At 73.6% G+C, this 21880-nt stretch carries 21 protein-coding genes and 1 pseudogene; 10 read left to right on the top strand and 12 right to left on the bottom strand.

Annotated features, from left to right (window positions below; translation table 11 throughout):
* Positions 1 to 7: 7 nt before the first annotated feature.
* A complete protein-coding gene (locus tag ACIRRH_RS18045; protein ID WP_403067842.1) occupies positions 8 to 850 on the bottom strand; it encodes a phytanoyl-CoA dioxygenase in 843 nt (280 codons plus the stop codon).
* A gap of 377 nt (positions 851 to 1227) precedes the next feature.
* Between ACIRRH_RS18045 and ACIRRH_RS18040 the strand changes: the two genes are divergently transcribed.
* The 3 genes from ACIRRH_RS18040 to ACIRRH_RS18030 all read left to right on the top strand — a co-directional run bounded on the left by ACIRRH_RS18040 (position 1228) and on the right by ACIRRH_RS18030 (position 2933).
* Entirely contained in the window at positions 1228 to 1896 is a 669-nt protein-coding gene (locus ACIRRH_RS18040) for a TetR family transcriptional regulator (protein WP_403067840.1), read from the top strand.
* Positions 1897 to 2022: 126 nt separating this feature from the next.
* The gene (locus ACIRRH_RS18035) at positions 2023 to 2217 is read left to right on the top strand and encodes a DUF1918 domain-containing protein (RefSeq protein WP_403067837.1); all 195 of its coding nucleotides are present in this window, start codon (positions 2023 to 2025) and stop codon (positions 2215 to 2217) included.
* 50 nt (positions 2218 to 2267) lie between these two features.
* Positions 2268 to 2933, top strand: coding sequence for a DedA family protein (locus ACIRRH_RS18030; RefSeq protein WP_403067835.1), 666 nt, complete (start codon positions 2268 to 2270; stop codon positions 2931 to 2933).
* Here ACIRRH_RS18030 and ACIRRH_RS18025 read toward each other — a convergent pair.
* The gene (locus tag ACIRRH_RS18025) at positions 2930 to 3280 is read right to left on the bottom strand and encodes a hypothetical protein (RefSeq protein WP_403067832.1); all 351 of its coding nucleotides are present in this window, start codon (positions 3278 to 3280) and stop codon (positions 2930 to 2932) included. The genes ACIRRH_RS18030 and ACIRRH_RS18025 overlap by 4 nt on opposite strands.
* 155 nt (positions 3281 to 3435) lie before the next feature.
* On the opposite strand from ACIRRH_RS18025, the gene ACIRRH_RS18020 reads away from it, so the two are divergent.
* Both ACIRRH_RS18020 and ACIRRH_RS18015 read left to right on the top strand, forming a co-directional pair.
* A complete protein-coding gene (locus ACIRRH_RS18020) occupies positions 3436 to 4455 on the top strand; it encodes a zinc-binding dehydrogenase (RefSeq protein WP_403067829.1) in 1020 nt (339 codons plus the stop codon).
* A gap of 16 nt (positions 4456 to 4471) precedes the next feature.
* A complete protein-coding gene (locus ACIRRH_RS18015) occupies positions 4472 to 4864 on the top strand; it encodes a MerR family transcriptional regulator (RefSeq protein ID WP_403067827.1) in 393 nt (130 codons plus the stop codon).
* A 12-nt stretch (positions 4865 to 4876) separates the two neighbouring features.
* Here the strand turns inward: ACIRRH_RS18015 and ACIRRH_RS18010 are convergent, their stop codons facing one another.
* The 7 genes from ACIRRH_RS18010 to ACIRRH_RS17980 all read right to left on the bottom strand — a co-directional run bounded on the left by ACIRRH_RS18010 (position 4877) and on the right by ACIRRH_RS17980 (position 12802).
* A complete protein-coding gene (locus tag ACIRRH_RS18010) occupies positions 4877 to 5344 on the bottom strand; it encodes a hypothetical protein (RefSeq protein WP_403067824.1) in 468 nt (155 codons plus the stop codon).
* A 10-nt stretch (positions 5345 to 5354) separates the two neighbouring features.
* Positions 5355 to 6881 (bottom strand): hypothetical protein, encoded by a 1527-nt coding sequence (locus tag ACIRRH_RS18005; protein WP_403067822.1) that lies wholly within the window; start codon positions 6879 to 6881, stop codon positions 5355 to 5357.
* 287 nt (positions 6882 to 7168) lie between these two features.
* Positions 7169 to 8374, bottom strand: a complete 1206-nt coding sequence (locus ACIRRH_RS18000; protein WP_403067819.1) for an MFS transporter — start codon at positions 8372 to 8374, stop codon at positions 7169 to 7171.
* Positions 8375 to 8379: 5 nt separating this feature from the next.
* Complete coding sequence (locus ACIRRH_RS17995) at positions 8380 to 9015, bottom strand: GNAT family N-acetyltransferase (RefSeq protein WP_403067817.1); 636 nt, start codon at positions 9013 to 9015, stop codon at positions 8380 to 8382.
* Positions 9012 to 10193 (bottom strand): type III PLP-dependent enzyme, encoded by a 1182-nt coding sequence (locus tag ACIRRH_RS17990; RefSeq protein ID WP_403067949.1) that lies wholly within the window; start codon positions 10191 to 10193, stop codon positions 9012 to 9014. The genes ACIRRH_RS17995 and ACIRRH_RS17990 overlap by 4 nt, the downstream gene beginning before the upstream one ends.
* A gap of 207 nt (positions 10194 to 10400) precedes the next feature.
* Positions 10401 to 11714 (bottom strand): DUF6271 family protein, encoded by a 1314-nt coding sequence (locus ACIRRH_RS17985; RefSeq protein WP_403067815.1) that lies wholly within the window; start codon positions 11712 to 11714, stop codon positions 10401 to 10403.
* Complete coding sequence (locus ACIRRH_RS17980; protein ID WP_403067812.1) at positions 11696 to 12802, bottom strand: phytanoyl-CoA dioxygenase family protein; 1107 nt, start codon at positions 12800 to 12802, stop codon at positions 11696 to 11698. The genes ACIRRH_RS17985 and ACIRRH_RS17980 overlap by 19 nt, the downstream gene beginning before the upstream one ends.
* 509 nt (positions 12803 to 13311) lie before the next feature.
* Here ACIRRH_RS17980 and ACIRRH_RS17975 point away from each other — a divergent pair.
* The gene (locus tag ACIRRH_RS17975; RefSeq protein WP_403067810.1) at positions 13312 to 15261 is read left to right on the top strand and encodes an FUSC family protein; all 1950 of its coding nucleotides are present in this window, start codon (positions 13312 to 13314) and stop codon (positions 15259 to 15261) included.
* Between the two features lie 88 nt (positions 15262 to 15349).
* On the opposite strand, the gene ACIRRH_RS17970 is transcribed toward ACIRRH_RS17975, so the two are convergent.
* Entirely contained in the window at positions 15350 to 16753 is a 1404-nt protein-coding gene (locus tag ACIRRH_RS17970; RefSeq protein ID WP_403067808.1) for an amidase, read from the bottom strand.
* 308 nt (positions 16754 to 17061) lie between these two features.
* On the opposite strand from ACIRRH_RS17970, the gene ACIRRH_RS17965 reads away from it, so the two are divergent.
* Complete coding sequence (locus tag ACIRRH_RS17965; protein WP_403067805.1) at positions 17062 to 18411, top strand: cytochrome P450; 1350 nt, start codon at positions 17062 to 17064, stop codon at positions 18409 to 18411.
* 94 nt (positions 18412 to 18505) lie between these two features.
* Positions 18506 to 19231, top strand: a complete 726-nt coding sequence (locus ACIRRH_RS17960; RefSeq protein ID WP_403067803.1) for a rhomboid-like protein — start codon at positions 18506 to 18508, stop codon at positions 19229 to 19231.
* Between the two features lie 95 nt (positions 19232 to 19326).
* On the opposite strand, the gene ACIRRH_RS17955 is transcribed toward ACIRRH_RS17960, so the two are convergent.
* Positions 19327 to 19908 carry a DUF421 domain-containing protein gene (locus tag ACIRRH_RS17955; protein ID WP_403067801.1) on the bottom strand — a complete coding sequence of 194 codons (582 nt, stop codon included), beginning with the start codon at positions 19906 to 19908 and terminating at the stop codon, positions 19327 to 19329.
* Between the two features lie 54 nt (positions 19909 to 19962).
* The gene (locus ACIRRH_RS17950) at positions 19963 to 20781 is read right to left on the bottom strand and encodes a LysR family substrate-binding domain-containing protein (protein ID WP_403067947.1); all 819 of its coding nucleotides are present in this window, start codon (positions 20779 to 20781) and stop codon (positions 19963 to 19965) included.
* A 67-nt stretch (positions 20782 to 20848) separates the two neighbouring features.
* Between ACIRRH_RS17950 and ACIRRH_RS17945 the strand changes: the two genes are divergently transcribed.
* Positions 20849 to 21268 (top strand): DUF5997 family protein, encoded by a 420-nt coding sequence (locus ACIRRH_RS17945; protein WP_403067799.1) that lies wholly within the window; start codon positions 20849 to 20851, stop codon positions 21266 to 21268.
* Between the two features lie 146 nt (positions 21269 to 21414).
* A pseudogene (locus ACIRRH_RS17940) lies at positions 21415 to 21774 on the top strand (short-chain dehydrogenase); the annotation flags it as partial.
* Positions 21775 to 21880 lie beyond the last annotated feature (106 nt).

The following is a 21880-nucleotide window of genomic DNA, read 5'->3' as shown; positions in this document are numbered from 1 at the left end:
GTGCTCCTCAGACGGTTCCGGTGGATTCGGCGCCCGTGTACCCGGCGCCGGTGTACTCGGCGCCGCCGTACTCGGTGAAGTGCCGTTCCGCGAACAGCTCGGGCCACTGGCCGTCGGCCAGGTCCAGTTCGCGGGCCCGGGCGAGCATCTGCCGCCAGTACGGCTTCACCGGGCGCCAGCGCGCCCCCACCTGGCAGTAGGAGGCGTCGACGAAGTACCGGGGGCGGCCCGGCCCTTCGGGCGCCGGCCGGCGGGTGTGGAACAGCGCCGAGTTGAGCAGCACCGTCGAGCCGGGCGGCAGCCGGTCGATCACCACCTCGCCGGGCAGTTCCGCGGTGCCGTGGTGGGCGAAGGCGTACTTGCCGACGGCGCGCAGGTGCGAGCCGGGCAGCACGGCCAGGCTGCCGACCTTCTCGTCCAGTCCGCCGGGGTAGTGCAGCGCGTGGACCATCAGCAGGGACGGGTCGGAGCGGTCGTTGGGCTCGCAGTCGTGGTGCCAGGCCTTGCCCGGGATCCCCGGGTCCTGGCGGTCGCTGTGCAGGTGGTGGAAGACGAAGTCCGGCCCGAGCAGGCGGGTCAGGGTGCGCAGCAGCGGCGGGTGGGTGAGGAGTTCACCGTGGGCGGGCAGTTCCAGTTCCAGCAGCGGGGGCGGTCCGTGCCGTAGGGGGTCGGCGCACGCGGCGATCGACCGGGCCCGCAGGCCCTCGTCGACCCACCGGTCCACCTCGGGGGCGAGCCGTTCGCGCAGTGCTTCCGGCAGCAGGCCCGGCAGGACCAGGTACCCGGACTCCAGGAACTGACGGCGGCGCCCGGTGTCGAGGGCCTCGCGCCCTCCGGAGGACAGCGTCACCGAACCGATCCCCTCCTTCCGCTCGGCGGGGCACACACGGGGATCCGGCACCACGGGACGTGGCACGAGCAGTGGAGGCACACGGGGGTCATCCAGACCTCGGGTGGCGGCGGAGCGTCCGTCACGGGCGCCTCGGCCGCCACAGCTGAATCGCGATCACCACGAAGAGGCACGCGTCGATCACGCAAGGTAGTCCGCCTCAGGAGTATGAACCTGTCCTCGCGTCCACGACAAGGCCGATGCCGGCCCCTGGACACCTTCCCGCCACCGTGCCGTTCAGCTCCGGCCACCACTCGGCTCCCGCCTCACGGGGAACTCCGGGCCACTCGGGCCCCGGTGATTCGCCGCCGCAACAGCGGATGCGGCACAGTGAGGTCATGAACGCGGGAACCAGGAGTCAGCGGACGACCGGGCCGGTCAGGCGCCGCCCGGTCCAGCAGCGCAGCCTGGAGCGGTACGGCCGCATCCTGGACGCCTGCGCCGGACTGCTGGACGAGGTCGGGGCGACCGCGCTCACCACCAAGGAGGTCGCCCAGCGCGCCCAAGTGCCGATCGGCACCCTCTACCAGTTCTTCGCCGGCAAGGAGGACCTGCTGGCCGCCCTCGCCACCCGCAACCTCGACCAGTACCTCCAGCGCCTGGACGCCCGGCTGGCCGCCGCCGCGCCGGTCGGCCCCGCCGTCTTCACCGACCTCGCGGTGGAGGAGTTCGTGGCGATGAAACGCGCGGTGCCGGGCTTCGGAAGACTGGACTTCGGCCTGGCCGGCCCGGCCGTCCCCACCGGTGTCCGGGACGACCGGCACCTGCTGGACGCGGGCGTGGACAACAACACCGCCGTCGCGCTGCGGCTCCAGGCGCTCGGCGGCGAACTGTTCCGGACGGGCGACCCGACGGCCACCACACTGACCCTGCGGGTAGCCCTGGAGGCCGCCGACGCGGTGCTCAAACTGGCCTTCCGGGACGCCCCCGACGGCGATCCGGCACTGATCGCCGAGTGCAAGCGGTTGGTCCGCGGCTACCTCGCGCAACAGCCGTCCGCCCGCTGACGCCCGGCCCCGCGGGCCTCGGACGCCCCGCCCGCCCGAGGCGTTGCGAGCCCGCCGCGCCCGCAGCACAGTGGATAGCGGAACGGCCGCGGAGACGGCAGGAACACACGACCCGAGGAGCAGACCATGCACGCAGCGGTAGGTGACCAGCTCCACATCCACAGCAGGTCGGTGGGCATGGTGGACCAGAAGGGCGAGATCATCGAGGTGCGCGGCACCGACGGCCAGCCGCCGTACGTGGTCCGCTTCGAGGACGGCCACGAGGGTCTGATCTACCCCGGCCCCGACTGCAACATCGAACAGCGTCAGGCGGAACGCTGACCCACACCTCCGCCGCCCCGCGCGCCACCCGCGCGAGGTGGTGAGGAGCGGTGTCCGCCCCCACGCCCCCGCTGCCCGGGGCACTCGCCGAGCTCGCGCCACTGCTGGACCACTACGGGTACCTCGCGGTGGCGCTGCTCGTCCTGCTGGACAACTGTGGCGTCCCGGTGCCCGGGCAGACCATCCTGATCCTGGCCTCGGTGTACGCCGGCGCCGGGCACCTCGACTTCGCCGGCGTCCTGCTGATCGCGGTCGGCGCCGCCGCGCTGGGCAACAGCCTCGGCTACCTGATCGGCCACACCGGCGGGCGCGCCTTCGTCCACCGCTGGGGCCGCTACGTGCTGCTCACCCCGGCCCGGATGGAGCGCGCGGACGCGTTCTTCGCCCGGCAGGGCGGCAAGGTGGTGACGGTCGCCCGCTTCGTGGACGGGCTGCGCCAGTACAACGGGATCATCGCCGGGACCACGGAGATGCCGTGGCGCCGGTTCCTTCCGTACAACGTGCTCGGCGCGGTGCTGTGGACGGCGGTCTGGGGCACTTTCGGCTACGTCGCCGGGGCCCACATCGGCACCGTCTACCACACGGCGCTGCGCTACCAGGTCTGGTTCGCGGTCGGGCTGGGCGTGCTGGTCGCCGCCCTCCTGCTCCGGCAGGTGCTGCGCTACCGGCGCCGGCGCCGCGCGGGCACCGACGCCTCCGGGGAACGGCCCGACTAACGCAGCGGGAACACCTCGAACGGGACCGCGAAGCGCGTCCCCAGCCGGCTGCCCGCGCCCCGGCCGAAGCCCTCCAGGAACTCCCGTGGCTCCGCCGTCGCCCCGCCCAGCCCGGCCAGGTACGCCTTGTGCTCCTCCAGCGAGGAGACGCCCCGGTCAAAATGCTCGGTGGTGTCCACCGCGTGCTTCGCCTCCGGCGAGGCCGCCGCCCAGATCTGCCGCAGGCCGCTCCACGGCTCGTGGCCCTCGGCCAGCAGCTCGCGGAACACCCAGCGGTTGTCGGCGTCCCGGACCCCGTCCAGGGTGGCCCGGCCGACCGCGATGTGGTCGGCCTGGTTCAGGAGCACCCGAACACGCCGGTCGTCCTCTACCCGGTCGTGGTTCTGCTCCTCCTCGCGGCGCTGTCCGGCAGGCTTGCCTCTGACGCAAGCGTCAGGGGTTAGCGTCCGGGCGTCCCGCGGTGGCCCGGCCGCCGCATCCCCCTGCTCCGAGGAGCGCCGCCATGGCCCTGCCCACCACCGCCCGCGTCGTCCGGCTGACCGCCGCTCCGACCGGACTGCCCACCCCCGAGGACCTCACCGTGGCGCAGGAGCCGCTGGCGGCCCCCGGCCCCGGGGAGGTGCTCGTCCGCAACCGGGCCTTCCTGGTCTTCCCCGGCCTGCGCACGCTGATCGGCGGCGCGGGCTCAGGCCTGCCGCTGCCTCACATCGCCCCGGGGGACGCACTGTTCGGGCCCGCTCTCGCCGAGGTGCTGGCCGCACCGGAGGACGGGCCGCTGCACCCGGGCGACCTGGTCACCCACCTGTACGGCTGGCGGAGCCACGCGCTCGCCGAGGCCTCGCGGTTCACCCCCGTCCCGGCGGACTTCCCGGACCCGCTCGCCCTGCTCTCCACCGCCTCGGCCGGCTACGGCGGGCTGAGCCGCTCCGCTGAGGTACGCCGGGGTGACGTGGTACTGGTGACCGGCGCGGCGGGCGCGGTCGGCACGATGGCCGGGCAGGTCGCCCGGCTGCTCGGCGCCGCCCGGGTGATCGGCACCACCCGCTCGCCCGCCAAGGCGGAGCGGCTGACCGCCGAACTCGGCTACGACGCGGTGCTGGTGCCCGGCGAGCGCCCGTTCGCCGAGCAGCTGGCCGAGGCCGCGCCGGACGGCGTCGACGTCGTGCTGGACCTGGTCGGCGGCGAGCAGCTGACCGCCGCCGTGGACGCGGCCCGGCACGGTGCCCGGTTCGCGCTGGTCGGCGCACTGGCGGGCCAGCTCGCACCGGAGCGCCCCGGCGGCGACGCTCCGGCCGTGATCGACGCCTTCCGGGTCGTCACCCTCGGCCTGGCCCTGCGCGGCTTCACCGGACTCGACCACCCGGATCTGGAGGCCGAGTGGCGGGAGCGGCTGGGCGGCTGGCTGCGCGCCGGGGAGATCGCCTTCCCCTGGACGCCGGTGGCGGGCATCGACCGGGCCGCCGCGGCGTTGAGCGGACTGTTCACCGGGGACACCTTCGGGGCCACCATCGTGGAACTCTGACGACCAGGGAGCAGGCATGCGGATCGGCGACGCGGCTGCAGCGGCGGGCACCACACCCAGGGCGCTGCGATTCTACGAACAGCGCGGGCTCCTCCACCCGCCCGCCCGCTCCGCCTCCGGCCAGCGCGAGTACGGCCCGGCCGAGGTCGCCCGGGTCCGGGTGATCCGCCGGCTCCTCGCCGTGGGGCTGACGGTGGACGACCTGGCCAGCCGCGTCCACCGCCTCGACCTGCTCGGCCAGGACCCGCCGGTCCGCTGCTCCGACTCCCCCGGCCCCGACACCCTGGCCCCCGTCGTCCACGCACGTCTGGCCACCCTGGACGCAGAGATCGCCCGTCTCACCACCCTGCGCGCCAAGCTCGCCCACCACATCGCGACCGGCGGCACCGAGGTCCCGGCCGAGGGCTGACGGGGCCTCGGCTCACTCGCCGTCCATTCGTCCCTTCGTCAGTCCGAGGGCCGTCTCGGCATGGGCGAGCATGCGGATGACCTCGATCGGAAGGTGCTGGATCTCGTCGAGGGCGACGTCGTACGGATCCACCCCGCGCACCACTCCGTCCAGTGCCCGCGCGAAGAGCAGGTAGCGGAAGCCACGCGGGGCCTCGGAATCGCTCACGACCTGCCACTCGGCGTCGTGCCGGCGGACCAGCACGTCCGCGAGGTAGACGGCGAGGTCTCCGTGCAGGCCGAACCAGTCCTCCGACTCGAACTCGTCGAGGGGCAGTCGGGACACGTAGTCCTCCAGTGCGGGCAGGGCCACGAGCGGGTCAGCGGCGTAGTCGGCCGCATCGACACCGAGCACCTCGGCGAGGTCGGCCGCGTTCTCCCGCGCGTCCTCGGCCCACCGGGCCAGGTCGGCACGCGCGGAGGCAGCGGAGTCGCTGGACATGGTCAGGCCCTCACTTCTTCGGAATGTGGTGTTCGACGAATATGATGCCCGCCTTCGTCAAATGCCCCCGGAGGTCGTCACCGGGGGTGGCGTGCAGGAACACCCATCGAGGGTCGAATCCGGGGTCGGCCTCGCGCAACGCCACGTCCTTGGCGATCTGTTCCCTGATCTTCTCAGTGAGCGGGACCTCCACGTACTTGGTCACCCAGGTACCGGGTTTCGCCTCCACCCGCCGGTACTGCTGGTACGTCTTGACCTCCACGGCGAGGGTGCCGCCGCCCGGCAGATCGACCGGGGCATCGACCTTGCGCCCCCCGGGCGTCGTCACGGGGAACCTCGGGTCGGAGTTCGTCGCCACCGGATACGCACGTTCGGGCCCCGCACCGTACTGCTCCCGTACGTGGTCCTCACCGGCCTGCCAGCGTCTGCGCCGGTCACGGATGTTGCGAACCTGTTGGAGCGACAGCCTCGCGCTTCCCGGTGGCAGCGCGAGGCGTTCCGGCGCAGCGGGGAGTGCCGCCGGGGTGGAGCTCGCCGACCGGGGCTTGGCACCCGGCCCCTGGCCGCCCGCCGGATGCGGGTCTCCGCCGCCGGCTCTCGACCCCATGCCCCTGAACGCCTCGGCCGCCGACCGGTCGTGCTTCTCGTGGCTCGTGCGCATCTGTCCGATGCCACGTCTCATGTCGTCGCCGAGGTGCTTCCCCGCTTTCGCCAGGCCCTGTCCGATCCCGTCGAGCGCCTTGTCCACCGCGCTGTTCGCCGCGTTCGCGATGGCGTCCTTGCCCCGGGTCCGCGCCTGGTGCTGCCGCGCCACGGCCAGCTTTCCCGCGGTGTGGCCGCCCAGGTGGCGACCCGCCTCGCCCAGTGACTTCTCCAGTTCGGCGTAGGCCTTGAGATCGACCCGGATCCGGCCCGTCGCCGGGGAGCCGTCGCCTCCCCCGGTGCCTGCGCCGCTTCCCGCGGAGGCGAGCTTCAGTGACGCCTTGCCCGCGTCGGCGGTCCTGCCGAGATCGACACCGCCCTGCAGCCCCACGGCCACTGACCCGAACTGGACCACCAGATCACCTGCCATGGCGCCGAGAGCCTCCTCGATCGGAGCCATGACCCTGCTGGTGATCTCGTCGACGACGGCCCGTTCCACTTCCTTGAGGATCCGCTTGACCGCGACCCGGCACACCTGCTGGCCGGCGACACCGGCCAGCGCGGACGCCCCCAGGGTCAGCGGCGCCGCCGCGAGCGCCGCGGTGATCTCGCTGGCCAGGATGCCGAGTTGGGCGATGGCGGCGAGCTTGGCGCCCTCGATCAGAACGGCGACGGCGTCCAGCCCGGTGCCGGCACCTCGGCTGACCTGGACGAGCGTGGTGAGGTGCTTTCCCTTGACGGTGTCCCAGTGCGACGACAGGGCCTCGATGGCCGGCCCCTCATTGGCACCCAGCATCTCCTGGAGCGCGTTGTGGATGTCCGCGGTTCCGTTTTCCAGGCTGTCCGCGAACTCCCGCATCGTCTGCGCCATGTGACGGTAGTCGTCCTCGTCCACGTTGGGCCAGGAGACTCCGATCAGATCCAGCGCAGTTGTCAGATAGTCCGGTAATACGACCCCCACGGCGCCCCCCCGATGCCGTCAAGCCCAGTACCCTTGACTTCTCATTCCCCTTCCATGCGACCAGTAGGCCTTGGCGGCCCCGGTTCGACGGCCCGGTGCCCGAACCGACCCCCGCAGCCCGCCGTACGGCACCGCCCGCATCACCGGGTCGCGCAACGGACCCGCCCGGGACCTCGCGACGGGGGTGCGCGAGGTGCCGGGCGGGAGTGCGGAGGGTGTCGTCAGGTCGCGTCGGCGGCGAGCCCGGGGTCGGCGGGGACGGAGGGGGTCGGCCGGCCGGGCCAGCGGATCCGGGTGGCGCAGAGCGAGACGACGGCCGCCGAGGCGGCGACGGCGGCCATGCCCCAGAGCAGGCTGGTGGCGCCGGCGATGAAGCCGATCACGGCGGGGCCGGCCAGCAGGCCGGTGGTGCCCGTGGCGGCGACCAGCGAGAGGGCGTCGGCGCCCTGCCGGGCGGCGGCGACGTAGACGCACGGGGTCACCGCGGCCACGCCGAGGCCGACGCAGGCGAAGCCGAGCAGGGTCGGGACCACGCCGCCGACCGCCAGGGCGAGGGCGAGCCCGAGGCCGGCCAGCAGGCTGCCGGTGCGCACGATCCGGCCGTCGCCGAAGCGGGTGCGCCAGCCGTCCGCGAAGATCCGGGCGCACACCATCATCACCGACACCACCGCGATGCCCATCGGGGCGAGCCCCGTGCCGGCGTGCACGTAGTCCTTGAGGTAGAGCGCCGACCAGTCGTTCATGGCGCCCTCGGTGACGGTGCCGAACACCATCGCCAGGCCCATCCAGAGGGTCGCGACGGTCGGCAGCACGAAGCCGCGGCGCTGCTTCTTCTCCGCCGGTTCGGCGGCTTCGACCGGGAGGTCCGCCGGCAGCGCCGGCCGGGCGGCCACGACCAGTACCGCGAGCAGCGCGGCGGCCAGTCCGAAGTGCACCGCCAGGGTGCCGGTGAAGGAGGTGACGCCCGAGGCCAGCAGCGCGGCGAGCAGCGAGCCGGCGCTGAAGGTGGCGTGCAGCCGGGACATCGTGGTCCGCCCGAAGCGGGCCTCCAGCGCGGCGCCCTGGGCGTTCATCGCGACGTTCAGGCAGCCGACCGCGATGCCGTCGAGGAACAGCACCAGCAGCGTCACCGGGTAGTCGGGCACCACCGACAGCGCGAGCAGGATCACGCCGAGGGCGAGCGAGGACAGCACCGAGAGCAGGCGGGAGCCGAACCGCCGCATCAGCACCGCGACCAGGGGGAAGGACACCGCCGCGCCGATTCCGCAGGTCATCAGCAGCAGGCCGATCTGGGCCTCGCCCAGGTCGAGCCGGGCCTTGAGCGCGGGCACCCGGGAGACCCAGGTCGCGTACTGGAATCCGAGGACGAAGAACAGTGCACCGGTGGCCACTTGGGACCGGCGGAAGTCGTCGCGAACGGGGGACATCGGTATCAGCCCACTTCGGCTCTGGGGTGCGGCCCGGGGACCGGGTCGGTGGAGTGCGGCAGCGGCCGGACCGGGACGGGGTCCAGCGGCATCGCCATGTAGACCGCCCGGGTGCCGTAGCTCTCGGGCAGCCGGATCCCGGGCCGGGCGCGGTAGCCCAGCGGGGTCCACAGCACCTGCGAGCCGCGCACGGCGACCAGCGAGGCGGTCCGGTAGCCGGCCGCCCGGGCGGTCTCCTCCAGGTGCCGCAGCATCCGCAGGGACAGGCCCCGGCCGCGCAGGTCCTCGGAGATCACCAGGTCGTGCGCGTGCAGGTTGGTCGGCCGCTCGCCCGCGCCGTCCCCGTCCTCGTTGCGGCCGAGGTCCGGGCAGCGGAACAGCGGGTACGGCAGGGCGAGCAGGTAGCCGCCGAGGCCGCCGGCGTGCTCCAGCACGAAGCAGGTGTCCGGGGAGGCGCGGTGCCGGGACCGGAGCGCCTCGCGGCCCTCGGACAGGCCGCTGGCGGCGTAGGCGCGCTCCTCCAGCGCGACCACGGCGTCCCAGTCCTCCTCCCGGAGCAACCGGATGCGCAGGCCGACCGGGGTGTCGGCCGGGGTGTCGGTCCGGAGCTCGGCCGGGCCCTCGACGCGGGTGTCGGTCATGCGGTGCCTCCGTGGTGGCCCGGGCTGTCGCCGCCACCGATGCAGGTGTGCGGCAGCGGTGCGAAGCCGTTGAACCCGCGGGTGGCGTAGGCCGTGGCGTACGCGCCGCAGGAGTGGACCCACACCGGGTCGCCGGAGGCGACCGCGAGCGGGACGCGGACCAGGCCGTCCTCCTGCGCGTACGCGTCGTCGCTGTCACAGGTCGGGCCGGCCACCACGGCGTTGACGAACTGCCCGCCGGGGTGGGTCGGGAACTCCAGCCGGTACTGCAACTGGTCCATCTCGTACAGGCCGTTGAACTTGCCGCAGCTCAGGTAGAGCCAGTCCTCCCGGGTGCCGTCGAGGCGACGGCGGGAGGTGAGCCGGGAGACGTGCGCACGGATCGCGCCGTGGTCGGCGACCAGGTGGCGCCCGGGCTCCAGCAGGAACTCCAGCGGAGCGGCGTTGACGGCGCGCAGCCGTTCCATGCCCTCGCGGATCACCGCGAACATCTTGTCCAGCGGCGGTTCGAGCGGCCGGCCGCGCCGGTCGAGGACGCCGAGGGCGGGCAGGCCGCCGCCGAGGTTGATCCGGGTCGGGGTGATGCCCTGCCAGTTGAGCGCCTCCAGCACGGCGGCCAGCGAGTCGATCGCCGTCCCCCATGCCTCGGCGGTCATCTGCTGCGAGCCGACGTGCACCGACAGGCCGGACGGCACGAGTCCGGCGGCGCGGGCGGCGCCGAGCACCCGCAGCGCGTCCTCGGGCGAGCAGCCGAACTTGTGGCTCAGGCCCCACAGCGCGCCCTCGCCGGTGGTCGCGATCCGGCAGAACACCCGTGCGCCAGGCGCGTGTTCGGCGATCGCCGCGACGTCCTCCAGGCTGTCGGTGGCGAAGTCCCGCACGCCCAGCCGGTGGGCCTCGGCGATGTTGCGGTCGGACTTGATGGTGTTGCCGTAGTGGATCAGCTCGGGCGGCACACCGGTGCGCAGGGCCTGGGCGATCTCCTGCGGGCCGGCCGCGTCGAAGCCGGAACCGAGCGCGGCGAGGTGGTCCAGCACCTCATCCACCGGACAGGCCTTCATCGCGAACCGAACGGCCACACCCGGCAGTTCGGCGCACAGCGCGGCGTACTGGCGGCCGATGCCGTCCAGGTCGTAGATGATCCGGTCGTCGGTGGCGGCGGCGAGCGCGGCGCGCAGCGCGGTGCGGTCGTGCTCGCCGGGGCGGAGCGCCTCGGGCCGGGGCGCGTCGGTGTGGACCGCGGAGACGGCCGGGATGCGGTGGGTGGGCGGGTGGCCGGTGTGGTGGCCGGCGGGGTGGCCGGTGGCGTGACCGGCACGGTGACCGACGTTGCGGCCGATGGGCTGGCTGGTGGTCTGACGTATCACGTAAAGTTCCCCGTCCGACTAGCGCGGCAGCCGGTCGGCGGGGGTGTCCTTGCTCGCCCGCACCAGCGGGCCCCACGCGTCGATCAGCACTGCGAAGTCCTCGATGTCCGCCTGCGCCTCGTCGAGCAGGCGCGCCCGCAGGGGCGCCAGGTGGTCTGCGAACTCGGCGTACTTCCCTCCGAGCCGCCGGTAGCAGCGGTCGAGTTCGGCGAGCCTGCGGTGGTTCTCCGTGCGGTCCGTCGCGGCGCTGCGGCGGGCGGAGTCGGCGATCACCTCGGGGCGGACGCGGTGCTGCTCGTCCAGCAGAGCGCCGCCGGCGGCCTCCATCTCGGAGTAGACCGGGTGGAGGTAGAGCATGGAGAGCAGGAACTTGGCGTAGCGCAGCTGGTAGGCGGTGAAGCCGGGGCCGGTGCGCCGTTCCGGAGTGTGGTAGTTGACGATGTGGCGGTTGTGGGTGACGCCCGGCAGGGTCGCGTCACGCACCAGGTGGTGTAGGAAGTAGTCACTGCCGATGGTGTCGGTGGCGGGCGGCAGCGGCACCCGTTCGTACACCTCGTGGTCGAGGCCGATGTTGCACATGTCGATGTGCCAGATGTCGGGTAGGTCGAGCACCGCGCGGTCGGCGGTGAAGGGCTCGGTGCCGCCGCCGACGAAGGAGTCGGCGACGAGTTCGCGCTTCTCCTCCTCGCTCGCGCCGGTGGGCGCCCAGAGCGCGACCACGTCGTGGTAGGCCTCGGCATCGAGCTCCCGGATCTCGCCGATGTCGACGGAGAGTTCGCCGACGAAGGAGGCGCCGACCAGCACGACGCGCTTGTCCGCGTGCACCGCGTCGAGGCTGTTCCCGGTGACGGCCGCGGCCGCGTCGGCGGCCTTCAGTCCGAGCGTGGCCAGCTCGTGCTCGATCGGGAACACCGGTTCGCCGTCGAGCAGTTGGTAGCGGCTGTCGGAGTCGCGGCGGTGCACCGACTCGCATCCGAGTGCGGCGGCCAGCAGGAACGCCCGGTTGGTGCAGGCGCCGTAGGAAACGGCGTCGGGCAGCATGAGGTCCAGCAGCCTGTCCGGGCCGGCCGCGCCGGAGCGGTGGATCACCTCGTCCAGGAAGGCGCGCTGGGCGTCCTCGTCCAGGTGGTGGACGACCACGCCCTCGACGGCAGGCAGGGCGGCGAGGGCCCCGGCGTGCCGGGCGCGGGAAGCGGGGTCGGCGGAGTCCAGTACCAGCAGGTGCACCCGGACGCCGAACCGCCGTGCGGCGTAGGCGGCTTCGGCACCGATCGCGGTGATGGTGTCCGCGCACTCCCGGTTGGTGGGCAGGGTCAGACAGACGTCGCGCATTCCCGCTCCCCCGTGGCGCCCTGCCGGTCTTCCCCGCGCTGCTCGAACGGTTTGCCGCTCCATGACCGCAGGCCGAGCAACTTCTCTCCCAGCTCGGTGAGTTCGGCTGTCTTGTAGCGCTGCGCCTCGGGCCGGTCGGCGTCGCCGACCAGGGTGCGGTTCCAGTCCGGGGTGGCGAGCGTGCGCCAGGACTCCACCCGGGAGCGGCGCAGCTTTCCGGACTCCTCCAGCGCGGGCATCATCGACAGGTACTGCACCGCGCGCACGCCGTTCTCGGAGGTGTTGCGCTCGACACCGTGGGCGAGCAGGCCGTTCCAGATCAGCAGGTCGCCGGCCTTCAACTCTGGCCGCACGACTGGGAATTCGGCTCGGTCGACGTCCGGGCGGATCGGGTCGCGGTCGGCCGGCTGGGCGGCCTGCCACTCGTTGAAGCGGCGGAAAAGCTCCGGGTTGCACTGGAAGCCGCCGTGGTCGGGGGCGGTGTCGTCGAGCGCGATGATGCCCTGGACGCGCTGCGGCAGCATGCCCCGGGTGGTGTCGACGTCCCAGTGCAGCTCGATGTCGAAGCCGCGGTCGGTGGGCTCGATCAGCGCCCGGTCGCGGTTGCGGACGTTCGGCGGGTTGAGGTTGAGCCGGTCGAGGGTGACCCAGAGCTCCTCGCAGTCCCACACGTCCACGAAGGCGTCGTAGACGCGCTGCGCCTGCCGGCTGTCCCAGATGAGCTGGTGGTGGTAGGCCTCGACGAAGCCGTAGATGTACAGGTGCCGGTCGAGTTCGTCGCGGTACTCGCGCCCGCGGTACCAGTCCTCGGGGCGGTCCGGCGAGAGGCCCTGGAACTCCCAGGCGAAGTCCAGCAGTCGGCGCGCGGCCCCGGCCGGGATGGCCTGCTTCACCACCACGTAGCCGTAGGTCTGCCAGAACGCGTAGTCCTCCTCGGAGAGCACCCGCAGCGGGTGCTTCTTGCGGATCTCGCGCAGCGCGGTCCGAGCGAGGTAGCTCTCGGTGTCGGCGCTGAAGTAGGGGCGCTCCGATGCGGCCCGGTACAGGTATTCCCCGGGTTCGTCGGGGTGTTCGGCAGGGCTCGGCATGGGCAGTCACTCCGTGGTTCGTAGTCGACGCGGCGCTTCCTCGGGCGCCCGGTACGGGCACGGCGGGTCGACGGCCGGTGGCCGGCCGCAACAGGAATTCGAGCGCGGACCGGAGGGCCGTCCGCACACGGTCCTTCATGCCTCGCCCCACGGGCGCGGAACAGCGCCACGTCAGGGGCCCAACTCGCCTGCTCGGCAAGGGCTCTCACCCTGCATCAGCCTTTGCCGAACCGCACTCCCCATACGTTGGACTAGACCAACTAATGGTGTCAACCCTTTCCCGCGGGTTACCGATTGGGAAATCAATGCAGCTCACGACGCCCTCTCGGAGTTCGCTTTATGTTTCGGAGACTGACATAAGGACGAGTATGTTTCCGGAATCGACATAACGGCGGGATACTGAACCGTCACCGGCCGGAGACCCGTTGCACCCCGTGACACCCGGCTCCGGGACGCGCCCGGGAGCACGACACCGGGCCGGGCCCGCCCACCCGCCGTAGCTTGGGACCGTGGCACGACCCCGAGGAGCCGTCCGGCTCGCCCCGCCCGGCTGGCTGACCGCGAGCCTGCGGCCCCGGGCTGCGCCGATCCCCTGGGCCGCGGTCGCCCGCGCCTCCGTCGCCCTCGCCGCCCCGCTCGCGGTGGGCACCGCCACCGGGCGGCCCGCCTACGGCGCGCTGGTGTCGATGGGCGCGCTGTCCGGGGTCATCGGGGACACCGCCGACGCGTACCGGATGCGGGTGTTCAACATCGCCGTGCCCCAGCTGTTCGGCGCCCTCGGACTGCTGCTCGGCACCCTGGTGTTCGGCGCCGGCTGGACGGCCGTCGCCACGGTGACCGTCGTCGCGCTGCTCTCCGGCATGATCTCCTCGATCGGCGCGGTCGCCTCCGTCTCCGGACTGCTCCTGCTGCTCAACGCGGTGGTCGGGGCCGGCCTGCCGCTGCCCTCCCCCTGGTGGCTGCCGGCCGCCCTGCTGCTGCTCGGCGGCCTGGTGGTGCTCGCCCTGACCCTGCTCGCCTGGCCGCTGCGCCTGGGCGTCCCCGAGCGGGCGGTGGTGGCCGGCACCTACCGGGCGGTCGCCGACATGCTGGAGGCCACCGGCACGCCGGAGTACGACGGCCGCCGCCACGAGCTCACCCGGTCGCTCGACCAGTCCTACGACCTGCTGCTAGCCCGCCGGGCCCGCCGACACGGCCGCTCGGCGACCCTGGCGCGGCTGCTCGCCCAGCTCAACGCGGCGATCCCGGTGGTCGAGGCGGCCACGGCGGCGCAGTTGCGCCCGCCCGAGTTCGGCCCGCTGCCAGCCGACTACCCGGCCGCCGTCCGCGCGCTGGCCGACGCCGTCGAGCGGGGCCGCACCGGCCCGGCGCCGCCGCTCGACCTGCCGGTCCCCGCCGGTCCGTCCACCCGTGCGCTGGTCGAGGCGATCGGGCACGCCACCACCGTCGCGCACGAGGCCGCGCCCGACCCGTACGCCGCCGACGACCGGCTCGGCCGGCCCGCCCGCCTCGCGGTCAGAGCCCGGGGGGCGACCAGGGCGCTGCTGCTGTCCGGCGCGTCCTGGCGGTACGGGCTGCGGCTGGCGCTGTGCATCGGACTGGCGCAGGTGCTGGTCTCGGTGATCGCGGTGCCCCGCTCGTACTGGGTGACGCTGACCGTGACCTTCGTGATGAAGCCCGACTTCGGCTCGGTGTTCTCCCGCGCGGTGCTGCGCGCGCTCGGCACCGCCGCCGGGCTGCTGATCGCCATGCCGGTGCTGGCCGAGGTGCCGCACGGCTGGTGGGACGTTCCGGTGATGGCGGTGCTCGCGGCACTGATCCCGGCGCTGTCCGCCAAGGGGTACGCCTTCCAGACCGCGGCCATCACCCCGGTCATCCTGCTGCTCTCCGACCTGCTCAACCACCAGGGCTTCCACCTGGTGCTGCCCCGGCTCTACGACTCGCTGATCGGCTGCGGCATCGCGCTGCTGGCCGGCTACCTGCTGTGGCCGGAATCCTGGCACACCCGGATCGGCGACCGGCTCGCCGACGCCGTCCAGGACACCGCCTCGTACGTGTCGCTGGCCTTCACCACCGCGCCCGGACGGGACGAACCGGCCCGCGCCCGCTACCGACGGCGGCTCTACCGCGACCTGTCCGCCGTGCGCAGCGAGTTCCAGCGGGCCCTCACCGAGCCACCGCCGGTCGGAACCCGGGCGGAGGCGTGGTGGCCGGTGGTGATCGCGGTCGAGCGGATCGTGGACGTCACCACCGCCACCCGGGTGCGGATCGAGCACGGCGCGCTGGTGCCGACCGCCGCCGAGGTCACCACCGTCACCCGGGAGCTGACCGGCCTGGCCGAGGCGCTGCGCACCGGCCGGCCGCTGCCGGAGGCGCAGCCCGACGTGCTGTCGCCGGACTGCGCGCTGGCCCGGCTGCACCACGAGGTGCACGCCGCCCGGTCGGTGGCGGCGCTCTGAGGGCTGCCGGTCCCGCGCCCGCCGGGTTCAGCCGTCGACCCGGCGGTCGGTCCCGGACCCGCCGGGTTCAGTCCCGGACCCGCCGGGTTCAGTCCTGGATTCGCCGCCAGGGCCGCTCCGCCTCCAGCGCGAAGGCCAGTTCCAGCAGCAGCCGCTCCTGCCCGTGCGCCGCCGACAGGTGCACCCCGATCGGCAGCCCGCTGGGCGCCGAGCCCGCCGGCAGGGCGATGCCCGGGCCGCCGGTCACGTTGTTGACCGGGGTGAAGGCGACGTAGCGCATCAGCCGGTCCATCAGCTCGTCGAAGTCCACGTTCGGGCTCAGGTGCCCGATCGGTGGGGCCGTGTGGGCGAGCACCGGGGAGAGGATCACGTCGTGGTTGCGGAAGATCCGCGCGTACACGCCCTCGGCCCGGCGCAGCCGCCGCAACACGGCGGGGGTCTGCGGGAACTCCTTTTGGAACCGGCGGCGCAGCCCGGTGGTCAGGCCGTCCAGCTTCCCGGCGCGGAAGCTCGGGTCGATCAGCAGCCGGCCGGTGGCCGCGATGGCCCAGGCGATGTAGCCCCAGTAGGCGACGAAGTCGCGGGAGAACTCCTCGCCGAAGGGCAGTGTGGTGGGCTCGACCCGGTGGCCCATCGCCTCCAGCCGGGCGGCGGTCTCCTCGACCACCTGCCGGGTCGGCTCGTCGGTCTTGGCGATCGGCGAGTCCACCACCAGGCCGATCCGCAGCCGCTGCCCGCCCGGCCCCTCGACCAGGCCGAGCGGGGGCAGTCCGGGATTGCTGCGGTGCCGCTCGGCGGCGGCGAAGAAGGCGGCGGTGTCGCGCACCGATCGGGTCAGCACGCCGTCGGTGACGAGGTCGATCGGCAGTTTGCCGCCCTGGGCGTTGGTCACCAGCCGGCCCCGGGTGGGCTTGAGCCCGATCAGTCCGCAGCAGGCCGCCGGGATGCGGATCGAGCCGCCGCCGTCGTTGGCGTGCGCGATCGGCACCACGCCGGAGGCCACCAGGGCCGCCGAGCCGCCCGAGGAGGCGCCGGCCGAGTGCGAGGGCTTCCACGGATTGCGCACCGGCTGGGCGGTGGCGAACTCGGTGGAGGCGTTGAGGCCGAACTCGGGCAGTCTGGTCTTGCCGAGGACGGCCAGGCCGGTGGAGAGGAACTGATCGGTGAAGCGCGCGTTGCGGCGGGCCGGGCGGGCGCGGTAGGCCTCGCTGCCCATCGCGGTCGGCAGGCCGCGCAGGTCCACGTTGTCCTTGAGGTAGGTCGGCACGCCCCACAGCGGGCCGCCGATGCCCTCCCGGCTGATCTGCGGCTTGTCGTACGAAGCATGGGCGACGGGCAGCAGCGTGCCGTCCACCCGCGCGGCCCGGTCGACGGCCGCCCCGACCAGCTCCCGGGGGTTGATCGTGCCGGCCCGCACCAGCGCGGCGAGTGCCACCGCGTCGTGTGCGCCCAGGGCGTCGTCGGCGAACGCGTGGACCCGCTCGTCGGTCATCCGAACTCCCCACTCCCTGCCGGACGTTCCACCGTCCGGCGATCACACCGGCTGGTCGTACCTGCCCGGCTCTACTGACCGGTAATCTTGCAGCGGTTCGAGTGTAGGCGCGACCGGCGGCAGCCTCCGGGCCGGGGGTGCCTTCGGCTGGTGACCCATCCGTCAAATCGTCGAGGGCGCACGAGCGTTCGGCCCGCGCCCCCGCGTTCACCCCGTCCGCCGGTTCACGATCGTTTCGCCGCACACCGCCGGGAAAGATCACGTTCACCGACCGCCCAGGTCCTCCCGCCCGAACCAAGGTGACGCCCGTGCCGACCCCCTTCTTCCCGACCACCCGGTTCACCGCGGCCATCGCCCCCGGCGGCCTCCCGCTGCTCGGCCACGCCCCCGCCCTCCTCCACCGCCCGCACGAGTTCGTCGCCGGCCTGCCCGCCCACGGCGACCTCGTGCGGCTGCGGCTCGGCCCGCTCCACGCGTACGTGGTCTGCCACCCCGAGCTGGTCCGCCGGCTCCTCACCGACGACCACGCCTTCGACAAGGGCGGGCCCCTGCTCGACAAGACCCGGGAGACCGTCGGCAACGGCCTCGCCACCTGCCCGGCCGCCGCCCACCGGCGCCAGCGCCGCATGCTGCAACCCGCGTTCCACCGCGACCGGCTGCCCGACCACGCCGTGATGATGGCCGAGGAGATCGCCGGCGCCACCGCCCGCTGGCGCGACGGCGACGTGATCGACGTCCCCGCCGCGATGCACCGCCTCACGACCGCCGTCACCGCCCGCTGCCTGTTCGCCGTGCACGAGCGGGACGGCTCGCTGCCGGTGCACCGGAGCATGGACGTCGTGGCCCGCGGCGCCGGCCGGCGGGTGATGCTGCCGCTGCCGGGCGCCGACCGCCTCCCCACCCCCGGCAATCGCCGCTTCCGCCGCGCCCGACAGGACCTGCGGGAGATCACCCGGCGGCTGATCGCCGACTACCGCGCCGCCGGCACCGACCGGCACGACCTGCTCTCCACGCTGCTCACCGCGACGGACGGGGACGGCCGGTGTCTGTCCGACGCCGAGATCCACGAGCAGGTGCTCACCTTCCTGCTGTCCGGCGTGGAGACCACCGCCGCCACCCTCTCCTGGGCCTGGACGCTGCTCGCCGCCAACCCGGCCGTCCGGATGCGCCTGCACGCCGAACTCGACACCGTCCTCGACGGTCGGCCCGCCCGCCACCAGGACCTGCCCGCCCTGCCGCTCACCGCCCGGATCGTCAGCGAGACCCTGCGGCTCTACCCGCCGCCGTGGATCCTCAGCCGCACCGCCACCACCGACACCGAGCTCGGCGGCCACCGCATCCCGGCCGGCGCCACCCTGCTGTACAGCCCCTACCTGCTGCACCGCCGGGCCGACCTGTTCCCCCGTCCCGACCGCTTCGACCCCGACCGCTGGCTCACCACCGCCCGACCCGCCCCCGGCACCTACACGCCCTTCGGCCTCGGTGCCCGCCGCTGCATCGGCGAGTCCTTCGGCGTCACCGAGGCCGTCCTCGCCATCGCCACCATCGCCGCCCGCTGGACCATCGCCCCCACCCCCGGCCGGCCCGTCCGCCCCGGCCGCGGCTCCTCCCTCTCGCCCCGGCCCTTCACCGCGACGCTGACCCGCCGGGTCCGTTGACCGGATTCCGACCGGGCTTCGGTACTGTCCCGGCATGGCCGGCCGTACGGGCGCCGGCCGGAACCACGCCGCTCGACCGGGACGCCACCAGACCATGAACGCTCGAACCCCATCGGGGCTCCTGACCGGGCTGCTCCGCGCCGTCCGGACGTATCCGCGCCGTTCGCCGCTGACCTTCGGCTACGTCGTCCTGCTCCTGCTCGGACACGTCTGGGTCGAGGACCTGCTCGCCGCGGACCGGGCGGACGCGCTCCGCGACCACATCAGCACCAACCTCGACAACCTGCACGACCACCCGGTCACTGCCCTGCTCGGCAGCGCGCTGCTCTTCGACGGCACCCTCACCGAGATCCTCTCCACCGGCTTCGGCGGCACCCTCATCACCCTGGGTCTCGGCGTCTGCTGCTGCCTCGCCTGGGCGGAGCGCCGCTTCGGCAGCCTGCGCGCCGCCGCCGTCCTCCTCTACGGGCACATCGGCGCCACGCTGATCACCGCCGCGGTGATCCTGCTGGCCCTGCGGCACGGCTGGTACCCGGAGAGCGTGCGCCAGGCCTCGGACTACGGCATCAGCTACGGCGCCCAGACCCTCCTCGCCCTCGCCACCCTCGCCGTACCCCGCTGGGCCCGGCTGCCCTGGGCCGCCTTCGTCGTCGCCTGGCCGCTCTCCGGTGACGGCGAATGGCCGGGCCCCCTGCCGGACTTCACCACCGTCGGCCACCTCCTCGCCGCCGCCCTCGGCTTCATCCTGGCCGCCACCGTGGCCCTCACCGCCTCCCGCCGCCGCGCCGAGGCCCTTGACCCGGTACCGGCGGACCGGTGATCACGCCCTGACGGGCCACGACGCTTCCTCTGGGGCGCGGTCCGACCGCAGGACTGAGCTGCCGTCAGCGGGGTGGCCGCAGGACTGAGCTGCCGTCAGCGGGGTGGCCGCCGGTCCGCGGCGATGGCGGTGAGCAGTCGCTCGATCTCCTCCAGCCGGCGCCGCAGATCCTCGACGTCGCCGCGGGTGGCACTCTGGTCGCCCTTCTTGAGGGTGACCAGCAGCTGCCCGTCCGGCTCCAGCCGGGCACGGGCCACCTGGCCGAGGTCGTCGCCGTTCTGGATCCGGACGGCGTGCTCCAGCTCGGACGGGCGCAGCGCCAGGTCGTGCAGCGCGCCGGGCACCAGCTTGCCGTCCTTCACCACGGTGGTGGCCGTGCCCTCCAGGATGCGGGCGGCCCTCGGGTCGCGGGAGAGCCAGCGGGTGACGGCGGAGTTCACCGCGACCAGGGTGACCGCCCCGATCGCGCCGCCGAAAAGGCTGTTGTCGTTGCCGATGATGGCGTTCTGCACCACGTTGGAGAGCAGGAAGACGACCACCATGTCGAAGGTGTTCAGCCCCGCCAGCCCGCGCTTGCCGACGAGCCGGAACAGCACCAGGATCAACGCGTAGACGGCGATCGTGCGGAGGACCTTCTCCACGATCGGAATCTGGACGGCCACCAGGTCGTGCCACACTGCCCCGCTCCTCCCACCTCGACCGCAGGGAACGGGGCAGACGCTACGCCAGGGTCACCGCTTCGGCCTACCGCGCCGGGCCGCCGCGCCCCGCCCGCCAGCCTTGGCTCCCCCGGCCTTCGGCGACCCCGCCCGCTGCCCGCCCGCCTTCTGCGCACCGGGCTTCTGCCCGCCCGACTTCTGCGCGCCGGCCTTCTGCTGCTGCGGCTTGCCCCGGCCGGCCGCCGCCTTCTTCGGCTGCGCCTCGGGCGCCGCCTGCCCGGCCCCGCGCCCGCGCGAGCTGTTGACCGTACGGCCCCGGACGATCCCGATGAACTCCTCCACCAGGTCCGTCGTCCGCTCCTGCGGCCAGGACAGCGCCACCTGGGACTGCGGCGCCTCCACCACCGGCCGGTAGGTGAGGTCCTTGCGGTGGTGCAGCCGGGCCAGCGACTGCGGCACCAGGAGCACGCCGACGTTCGCCGCGACCAGCTCGATCGCGTCCGCCGTGCTGTCGGGGCGCGCGATGGCGGGGCGCCCGGGCAGGGTGTCCGCGGTGAAGCCCAGGGTGTCGTCGAGCGGGTGGAAGACCACCTCCTCGGCCAGGTCCGCCGGCGCGACCTCCTCGGCGGCGGCGAGCCAGTGGTCCTTCGGGAAGACCACGACGGTGGTCTCGGTGTAGAGCGGGATCGCGCTCAGCACGTCCTTGTCGACCGGTAGCCGGAGCAGCCCGGCGTCCGCGCCACCCTCGCGCAGGGTCCGCTCGCCGTCGCCGGACGGGACCGCGAGGAGGTCCAGCGGCACGTCCGGGAGCCGCTCTCCCCAGACCCGGACCCATTTGCCGGGGGTCACGCCCGGGACGTACACGAGCCGGAAGGACGGGTTCACCTGCATGTCTGTCACAGGGCAAGGCTACCGACCGTGACCGGAAGCGCCCGCGCACTCCCTTACCCTTGTCACCATGACATCGCTCAAGCAGAAGACCAGCCAGACCATGAAGCCGGCCACGGCGGCCAAGAAGCTGGGGATCTACCTCGCCGCGGCGCCGACCGACTTCCAGGAGGGCGTGGTCTCCCGCGAGGAGCTCAACGCGCTGCAGGCCGAGCCGCCGCAGTGGCTCCAGGACCTGCGCAAGAACGGCCCGCACCCGCGCCCGGTGGTCGCCGCCAAGCTCGGCGTCTCGATCGCCGGCCTGGCACGCGGCGGCGTGACGGAGGCGCTCACCACCGAGCAGATCGACGCCGTCAAGGCCGAGAACCCGCTCTGGCTCCAGCACGAGCGCGCCAACCAGGTGGACGTCCGCAAGGAGGCCGCCCGGATCAAGGAGAAGCACGAGAAGGAGGCCGCCGCCAAGGAGGCGAAGGCCGCCCAGGCCCGCTGACCCGCCCTCCCCCGTCCGGCACCGCGGCGCTCCGGCGCCGATTGTCGGACCCCTGCGCAACGATGGTGCCGACGTCCGTCCCGACGGGCGTCGGCACCGTCGTGCACGGGTTCACACAGGGGATCGACAGGCGAGAAGGTCCAGGGATGGCCCGGGCACCGGAAGGCAGGATCGCACTGGTCGCGGGGGCGACGCGGGGCGCCGGGCGAGGCATCGCGGTCGAGCTCGGCGCGGCCGGCGCGACGGTGTACGTCACCGGCCGCAGCACCCGGCAGCGGCGCTCGGAGTACGACCGCCCCGAGACGATCGAGGACACCGCCGACCTGGTCACCGCCGCGGGCGGCCGGGGAATCGCGGTGCCCACCGACCACCTGGTCCCCCTGCGCCTGGCGGTGGAGACGCACGCCGTCACCAGCCACCACGCCCTGCCGCTGCTGCTGAAGCACCCCGGCGGCCTGGTGGTGGAGATGACGGACGGCACCGCGGAGTACAACCGCGACGCCTACTGCTGACCTCCGGCCGGGCCGTGGCACGCCTTGGCGCGCCGGCCGGGGGCGGAACTCGCCTCCGGCCGGCGTGTCTTGACCGGGCCGCCGGTCACTCCGAATAATC

Origin of the sequence: Kitasatospora sp. NPDC101235 (assembly GCF_044767505.1) — a bacterium.
Lineage (GTDB): Bacteria > Actinomycetota > Actinomycetes > Streptomycetales > Streptomycetaceae > Kitasatospora.
The sequence above is the reverse complement of the archived record's forward strand: the minus strand, read 5'-3'. Positions and strand labels throughout refer to the sequence as shown.